Genomic DNA, 6,385 nt, shown 5'->3' with positions numbered 1-6,385 from the left:
TTGGTAGCGGGGACAGGATTTGAACCTATGACCTTCGGGTTATGAGCCCGACGAGCTACCAGACTGCTCCACCCCGCGTCATCTGCATATAATATACCAGAATCCTCAGAAATTAAGCAAGCTTTAATTTTTCAAAAACCCAACCATGGGCGCAGCACATACAAACAGCCTGCCGCGAACACCCCGGCCAGTACATCATCCAACATCACCCCCAAGCCGCCGGACACGCTCCGATCCAGCCACCGAATCGGCCATGGCTTCACAATATCGAACAGCCGGAACAGCACGAAACCCAACCCAGCGGCCTGCCAGGAAAACGGCACGGCCAGCATCGTCAGCAGATAGCCCACCACCTCGTCCCAAACGATGCCGGAATGATCGTGTATTCCTAGGCTCCGCTCGCAGCGCTCGCAAATGCGGATGCCCGCCAGAAACAGCGCCACCACTACGGCGGCATACGCCGGCCAACTCAGCCCGGCCAGCAGCCAATAAATCGGCACAGCGGCCAAGGTGCCAAAGGTGCCGGGCGCGACCGGCGCGAGTCCCGAGCCAAAACCAAACGCCAGGAAACAATACGGGTCGCCGAAGATGCGGCCAGCCGGAATGGGAACGCGCTTTTGCTTGAGGGTCATGTCAGCCCCGCTGGAAGTGTTCGTAGCCAGCGGGAGCCAGCGAAATCAACCTACCATCCTTGCGGAGCCGCAGGCCGGGTTCATTTTCAATCTGGCCGATGGGTTCGGCGGCGAGGCCACACTCGGCCAAGCGCCGCGCCACCTCGTCCCGTGCGGCGGGCGGCATGGTGAAGCAAAGCTCGTAATCATCCCCCTCCGTCAGGGGCAAGCGCCAATCGCCGGTTTCAGCGATGTAGCGCCCTACCCCACCCGTCAAAGGCAGCCGCTCGAAATCCAACACCGCCCCCACCCCGCTCATGGCAAGAATATGGCCCAGGTCGGCGGCGAGTCCGTCGGACACATCAACGCACGCGCTGGCGAGTCCGCGCAGCGTTTGCCCAAGTTCGACTCTGGGTTCGGGTCGTTCCAGCCGGTCCACGGCGGCGGGGTCGATCAGGGCGGTTTGTCCCAGCCGGATTCTCAATCCCAAACCCGCCGATCCAACGGGACCGCTCACATAGATCAAATCGCCCGGTTTCGCGCCGGAACGGCGCATGGCACCGCCAGCGGGCGTCAAGCCCATGGCCTGAATGGTGATCGACAACGGGCCTCGGGTGGTGTCTCCGCCGATCAACTCCAAGCCATGCCGTTCCGCCAGCCCGAAGAAACCCCGTGCAAAGGCTTCAAGCCACACCTCATCAACCGCAGGCAACGTGAGCGCCAACGTGGCCCAGCGCGGTTCCGCGCCCATCGCCGCCAAATCGCTGAGGTTCACCGCCAGGGATTTGTGGCCCAGGCGGGCCGGGCATACGTCGGGCAGGAAATGCACGCCCGCCACCAGGGTATCCACCGTCACCGCCAATTCGTGGCCGGGCGGGCAGCGCAGCAAGGCGCAATCGTCGCCGATCCCCAGCGCCGTGTCGGCATGCCGCACGGGCTGGCGGGTGAAAAAGCGGCGGATGAGGTCGAATTCGCCCAGGGCCACGGGCTTATTTCTTGAAGCGGGCGGCGGCTTCGTCTTTGCGGTGGCGGCGGGCCACCTTGTCGAGGATGCCGTTGATGTATTTATGGCTGAGGATGGCGCCCAAATCCTTGGCGATGTTGATGCTCTCGTTCACCGCCACCTTGTACGGCACGTCCAGCTTGAACAAGAGTTCATAGGTGCCGATGCGCAGGATGGCCCGCTCCACCGGGTCGATGTCGGCGACGGGGCGATCCGAGAACTCGCCAATGGCCGCGTCGATTTCATCCAGCCGGGCCGGAATCTTGTGCAGCAATTCCTTGAACAAACCCTCGTGGATGTCCGGCGCCCAGCTTTGCTTGATGACATCGGACAGGGTTTCCTCGTCCGCCTCAACATCCTCGCGGGGATCGGGCAGGCTTTTCTGGTGGCAATAAGTGTCCAGCAACTCCCGCAGCCGCTCATCCTCCTGAATGGTCAGGGCGTGCCCGGCGCGGAAATGCCGCAGCAGGGCGCGGGCCGTCGCCAGTTCCTCAATGAATTGCTGCTCGATGTCCGCCAACGTGGTGCCGGACAACTGCCATTGATAGATCGCCTGAGCCGCGCAACGGCGGGCCAGTGACCTCGCTTTGGAATTGCCGCTCATCCCGCGTCCATCTCGCGCAGCAGGTTGACCATCTCGATGGCGGACAACGCGGCCTCGGCACCCTTGTTGCCAGCCTTGGTCCCGGCCCGTTCGATGGCCTGCTCGATGGTGTCCACGGTCAGCACGCCGAACGCGACCGGAATGCCGGTTTGCAGCGAGACGCTCGCCATGCCCTTGACGCACTCCCCGGCCACGTAGTCGAAATGGGGCGTGGCGCCGCGAATCACCGCGCCCACCGCGACGATGGCGTCATAACGCCCGGTGGCGGCGGCTTTCTGCACGGCCAGCGGCAATTCATAGGCGCCGGGCGTCTTCACCAGATGGATGTCGTCGTGCTTGGTGCCGTGCCGCACCAGGGCGTCGATGGCCCCGCCGACCAGTGGGTCCACGATGAAGCTGTTGAAGCGGGAGGCCACGATGCAGAACTTCGCGCCCTGGACCAGGAATTGGCCTTCGTAGGTTTTAATATTGGACATGGTGTGGTTGGTCTCTGAATGAAGAAAATCTTACGGGCTTATAGGATGGGTGAAGCGCAGCGCAACCCATCATGCCGACTAGCCTGGAGCGATGGGTTCCGCTAAGGCTCCACCCATCCTATATATTGCCGAACGAATCAACCGCCGCCTGAATCTTTTGGACATGCGGCCTCGCCCAAGGCTGCGCGTCCAGCCAATCCCGGCCTAAAAAATCCGCCACCGTGCCGCCCGCCAGCGCGCTCATCGGCGTGCCTTCCTGCACGGCGGTCAGCAGCCGGTGCGCCTTGTGCATGGCCGCTTCGGTAAGCGGGGCTTCAGGTTCGCCCAGTTGCTCCATCCAATGCTTTTGAATGGCGGAAATGAGCTTGCTTAAGTTGCGGGCCAACTCGGCCTGACGGTTTTGCATGGGGCGGGGATGAACGGGGGAGTTTAGTCGCCGGACACGTATTCGACCACTTCCAGGCCGTAGCCGGAGAGGCCAAGGTATTTCTTCGGCGAGCTGCCCAGCACCCGCAGCTTGCGGACGCCCAAATCCGCCAGGATTTGCGCCCCCGTGCCGGTGGTGCGCCAATCGTCGGTCGGCTCGTCGCGGGGCGGCAATTCTACGCCATGGTCCGCCATCTGATAGTGGTGGATACGTTCAACGAGGCATTTATCGTCCTCTTCCCGGCGGATGACGACCAGGACGCCGCGGCCCTCCTCGGCGATGCGCTGCATGGCGCGGCGCAGCGGCAAGCCGGTGGATTCGCGCTTGGCGCCGAACAAATCGGTCAGGAGATTCTTGCCGTGGACCCGGACCAAAATGGGCTGGTCGCCCGCCACCTTGCCCATGATGAGGGCCAGGTGCAGGCGGCGGTCCACTTGGTCCTGATAGGCGATGAGGCGGAATTTGCCGTACTCGGTGGGAAAGTCGCATTCGCAGATGCGCTCCACGGTCTTTTCGTTCTGGATGCGGTAATGGATCAAGTCGGCGATGGTGCCGATTTTCAGGGCGTGCTGCTCGGCGAAGACTTCAAGTTCCGGGCGGCGGGCCATGGAGCCATCTTCGTTGAGGATTTCGACGATCACCGCCGCCGGTTCCACCCCGGCCAGCCGCGCCAAGTCACAGCCCGCTTCGGTGTGGCCGGCCCGGTTCAGCACGCCGCCGGGCTGGGCCATCAAGGGGAAGACGTGGCCCGGCTGGACCAAGTCATCGGGCCGGGCGTCCAGGGCCACGGCGCATTGAATGGTGTGCGCCCGATCCGCCGCCGAAATGCCCGTAGTCACGCCGCTGGCGGCCTCGACGGACACGGTGAAATTGGTGGAATGGGGGGTCTTGTTCTCGTTGACCATCAGCGGCAGCCGCAATTGCTGGCAGCGCTCGCGGGTCAGGGTCAGGCAGATGAGGCCGCGCCCGTAACGGGCCATGAAATTGATGTCCGTCGGGCGGGTGTGGACGGCGGCCATCACCAAATCGCCTTCGTTCTCGCGGTCCTCGTCATCCATCAGGACCACCATCTTGCCGGCGCGGATGTCCTCGATGAGCTCTTCGGTGCTGTTCATGCTTCGCTGTCGGTGGGGGTAATACCGCTAGGGTACTACATCCGGGCCAACCGTAGCGTCACCGCCATTAAGTTAAGGGTGGCACCGTTGAAAGCCCAGCCGTTCGTGCTGATGTATAGACGCATGAACGGCTGGGCTTTCAACCCGCGCTGACATACCGACGCATGGGCTGAGGCTCGCGCCCACGGTCTCCCAGAAATTCCCCACAAAGCGCCAGCCCATTAAGGGTTTGGTTGAAAACGACTCCCCGAAAGCCGACCGCGGACCGGCGCGGCCTTCAAGACCGCGTCGGTCTTAGATTTTCTCGATTGAGGGAAGTTATTTACCACGACCCTAACGATTCAGCGGCTCATGGAACGGCGGGTTTATCGCTCGGACTTGTGGCAAAGTTCCGAAAGCCGGTTGAATAATTCACCGCTTCAAATGGCGTCGGGCAATGCTCTTCTTGACCGGCGATTAACTTGGCGATACTGGTCAGATAATCGGCGGAATTGACATAAAGGTTGTCCTGCCCATCAATGGGATCGCCAATTCTATGGGCAGATAAAATGAGCCAGCGCCGATTCGCGCAAGCGTCCTCCAGCCAAGCTTGAATATCACTGAGCGGGGTCGTGCTGTCCACGCTCCAGCTATAAATCACCCAAGGGTACAAACCATACCCATTAAGCCCACCATATACCGTGCGCCCGGATTGATAATGCGTTTGGGCCAACCCCACCATCGTGGCATTTAACGCCGAGTTTGGCCATACAAAATGCTCAACCTGGCTCGTCGGATCGAAACTCTCATTTTCCCGGCCCGCCGCGACCGCCGCCAAGCCTTTACGAAGCGCGGTTTGTGAATCCCTTAATTCGACATCCGCTTCGGCCTCAGAAATCGAGGTGAATCTAGGATGAGTCACGCTATGCGACTGGACATCCCAACCCGCTTTAACCAGAGCATGGATTTGATCGTAAGAAAGCACATTGGGATTTGAACCCACCCGCCCGGAAATCGCCGCCGAGGTCGCAGGAATCCCGAAAGAATCCAAGATGGGGTAGCTAATGGCATGGTCGCTGACATAACCATCATCAAACACTAAGCTCACTTGCCCGGTCGGCGGTTTTGAAGCTAATTCCTTGTCTTCAATCTTCAGATTGTCGAAATAAGCCGTCCCATTGGATTTAAAAAGCCTCGCAATCAGTGCGACATAGGCAATAGGCCGGTCTATCTGGCAATCCGAAAAGGAATTCAGGCCCACCCAGCGCCAGGGAAACGTGCCAGTATTTGGCAGGATGTTATAGCATTCGACCGAACTGCCATTGTCAAACACAAAATAACCAGCGATGAAAGCCCCGGACCGGGCGGTGCCTTCCAGTGGCGTGATGTTTTCACCTTTCACCCAAGCCCCCAAGGAAACTGGCCGTGGGGTATCTTGGCTAAGATTGATAATCTGGCAACCATAGGCCGAATCGGTGCCGCCTTCCAATTGCATCACATAATTGACCACGCCACCGGGGTCGGTTTGCGCCACCCTGGCATAGGTGCCCCAAGAGGCGTCAATACAATCGCTGCCTTCGACCCACGAACGGGCCAAGGTAGATGGAAAGGCCGCCATATCCAGGGAATTATTCAATAATACGGGGGGCGCGGATAAAGCCATTGCCCCCGCCCTTACTCGGCCCTTATTTCGAGTCCCTTTGGCATAGACGGGAGCAGGCAAACGCGATTTATGCTTTCCATACTTATGGCGGAATTTGGCGATAATTTTGGTGCTGGCCTTGGCGCTGTGGAATATGACATTCCCGGCGAGTGGAACCGCTTCCAAGTTGTCCCGCATGGATTCCCCTTCCTCCGCGAGAGCGACGTTACAATGAGCGGCAAAAAGCATCAACGCCAGTGCCAAACTCAGTGACGAAACCATCGCCCCCCATTGGATGCCGCGAGACGACACCGTAAGAATCCGATTAATATGACTATCGTAAAGCCATAATCTCGGCATTTGACGGAATGATTTAAATAACCCATTTTCGCCATGCCGCGTAGATTCGCACATTCTCTGCGTCCATGCCTTGTGCCTCATCATTAAACTCCCAGTGAAAGTCAAAAACATAGGACTTACGCAGTCTCGCCATTCAATGGCTTAAAGCGTTCGTAGTCCCGCCTTCAG

At 59.8% G+C, this 6,385-nt stretch carries 7 protein-coding genes and 1 tRNA gene; all 8 read right to left on the bottom strand.

Annotated features, from left to right (window positions below; translation table 11 throughout):
- Position 1: 1 nt before the first annotated feature.
- A tRNA-Met gene (locus tag ACXWUF_RS16345) sits at positions 2–78 on the bottom strand.
- Between the two features lie 53 nt (positions 79–131).
- Positions 132–632: a phosphatidylglycerophosphatase A family protein gene (locus ACXWUF_RS16340; RefSeq protein WP_458495713.1), complete on the bottom strand. Its 501-nt coding sequence runs from the start codon at positions 630–632 to the stop codon at positions 132–134.
- 1 nt (position 633) lies between these two features.
- On the bottom strand, positions 634–1,596 hold the full coding sequence (thiL, locus tag ACXWUF_RS16335; protein WP_458495712.1) for a thiamine-phosphate kinase: 963 nt from the start codon (positions 1,594–1,596) through the stop codon (positions 634–636).
- 4 nt (positions 1,597–1,600) lie between these two features.
- Complete coding sequence (gene nusB, locus ACXWUF_RS16330) at positions 1,601–2,218, bottom strand: transcription antitermination factor NusB (protein WP_458495711.1); 618 nt, start codon at positions 2,216–2,218, stop codon at positions 1,601–1,603.
- Positions 2,215–2,694, bottom strand: coding sequence for a 6,7-dimethyl-8-ribityllumazine synthase (gene ribH, locus ACXWUF_RS16325; RefSeq protein WP_458495710.1), 480 nt, complete (start codon positions 2,692–2,694; stop codon positions 2,215–2,217). Before ribH ends, nusB begins: the two co-directional genes overlap by 4 nt.
- A gap of 118 nt (positions 2,695–2,812) precedes the next feature.
- On the bottom strand, positions 2,813–3,100 hold the full coding sequence (locus ACXWUF_RS16320; RefSeq protein ID WP_458495709.1) for a hypothetical protein: 288 nt from the start codon (positions 3,098–3,100) through the stop codon (positions 2,813–2,815).
- Between the two features lie 23 nt (positions 3,101–3,123).
- Positions 3,124–4,236, bottom strand: a complete 1,113-nt coding sequence (gene ribBA / locus ACXWUF_RS16315; RefSeq protein ID WP_458495708.1) for a bifunctional 3,4-dihydroxy-2-butanone-4-phosphate synthase/GTP cyclohydrolase II — start codon at positions 4,234–4,236, stop codon at positions 3,124–3,126.
- Between the two features lie 349 nt (positions 4,237–4,585).
- Positions 4,586–6,271, bottom strand: a complete 1,686-nt coding sequence (locus tag ACXWUF_RS16310; RefSeq protein ID WP_458495707.1) for a polysaccharide deacetylase family protein — start codon at positions 6,269–6,271, stop codon at positions 4,586–4,588.
- Positions 6,272–6,385: the final 114 nt, after the last annotated feature.

The sequence above is a fragment of the Methylomagnum sp. genome, from assembly GCF_054333355.1.
The sequence above is the reverse complement of the archived record's forward strand: the minus strand, read 5'-3'. Positions and strand labels throughout refer to the sequence as shown.

What these genes read in the sequence shown, in the direction of transcription:
- ACXWUF_RS16340 (WP_458495713.1), bottom strand. Translation starts at nt 632, where the DNA reads ATGACCCTCAAGCAAAAGCGCGTTCCCATTCCGGCTGGCCGCATCTTC.
- nusB (WP_458495711.1), bottom strand. Translation starts at nt 2,218, where the DNA reads ATGAGCGGCAATTCCAAAGCGAGGTCACTGGCCCGCCGTTGCGCGGCT.
- ribH (WP_458495710.1), bottom strand. Translation starts at nt 2,694, where the DNA reads ATGTCCAATATTAAAACCTACGAAGGCCAATTCCTGGTCCAGGGCGCG.
- ACXWUF_RS16320 (WP_458495709.1), bottom strand. Translation starts at nt 3,100, where the DNA reads ATGCAAAACCGTCAGGCCGAGTTGGCCCGCAACTTAAGCAAGCTCATT.
- ribBA (WP_458495708.1), bottom strand. Translation starts at nt 4,236, where the DNA reads ATGAACAGCACCGAAGAGCTCATCGAGGACATCCGCGCCGGCAAGATG.
- ACXWUF_RS16310 (WP_458495707.1), bottom strand. Translation starts at nt 6,271, where the DNA reads ATGTGCGAATCTACGCGGCATGGCGAAAATGGGTTATTTAAATCATTC.